1 protein-coding gene is annotated in these 814 nt (G+C 36.7%); it reads right to left on the minus strand.

The window, feature by feature from the left end; translation table 11 throughout:
* Window positions 1-99: 99 nt before the first annotated feature.
* Window positions 100-648, minus strand: a complete 549-nt coding sequence (locus tag AYJ08_RS19575; RefSeq protein WP_064019099.1) for a hemerythrin domain-containing protein — start codon at window positions 646-648, stop codon at window positions 100-102.
* Between the last annotated feature and the right edge of the window lie 166 nt (window positions 649-814).

The raw sequence follows: 814 nt of genomic DNA on the forward strand, positions 1-814 counted from the left end.
GAAGAGGAAAAAGCATGTTCACAGCTGATGATTAAGAGTGAACATGCTTTTTCATATAGAGATTATTTCATTTTCGTACCAATAGAAACGATACCTAGACTAGATTTTTCTTTGTAAATCAGCAAGACGCACTTCTTCAGCTATTGCTTTTTTTTCTTCCTCTGATAGCACAAGGCTTACCAATGGAAAAATATAATGGTCTTCTTTCTCAATATGCTTTTTCAATAGGTAAGCTAAGAAGTTCATTTTTTGCAGTAACAATTCACTGCATTCCTTCGCTTGCTCTTGCTCAAACAGCTCCTTCGCATCGTTATAATGCTTACGAATGATCACATGGTCCTGTACTAATTTTGCGATTGGACCTACTTCTGTTTCAGCGATATGGTTCTGTAGCTTGCCTAAAATGAATGTTTCCTCATATAAAAAATGATGCTCCAGTTCCTCTTTTATCTCTTGTAGAGCGAGGCGATATACTTCCAAATCGTAACCTTCTCGTACCTTATCCATCAGATTTTCCAGCATGGCATGCTCAGCAACAAAAGAGTGTAGATGTGGATCGATGATCGAAGTTAGCTTGGTGTATTTTTCCTGATCGGATTTAGTCCAATCTGTCATGTCCAACTGTGGTTTGTATATAGGAGTATTCATAAGCGTATCAACTCATCTTTCGTTCTGATTTCCTACAATAGTAAATCTATCGAAACAAATGGACAAAAGGTGTGATTCAGATCACGTATTTTTCAAAAAATTCGAGAAGATAATGTCGCCAAGTGGTAAATCATGTAGAAATAGTAGCAGGAACTAGACTATTTGA

Source organism: Brevibacillus sp. SKDU10 (genome assembly GCF_001645205.1).
In the GTDB taxonomy this organism is placed as follows: Bacteria; Bacillota; Bacilli; order Brevibacillales; family Brevibacillaceae; genus Brevibacillus_B; species Brevibacillus_B halotolerans.

Coding starts and splice junctions, on each gene's coding strand:
- AYJ08_RS19575 (WP_064019099.1), bottom strand. CDS start 648: ATGAATACTCCTATATACAAACCACAGTTGGACATGACAGATTGGACT.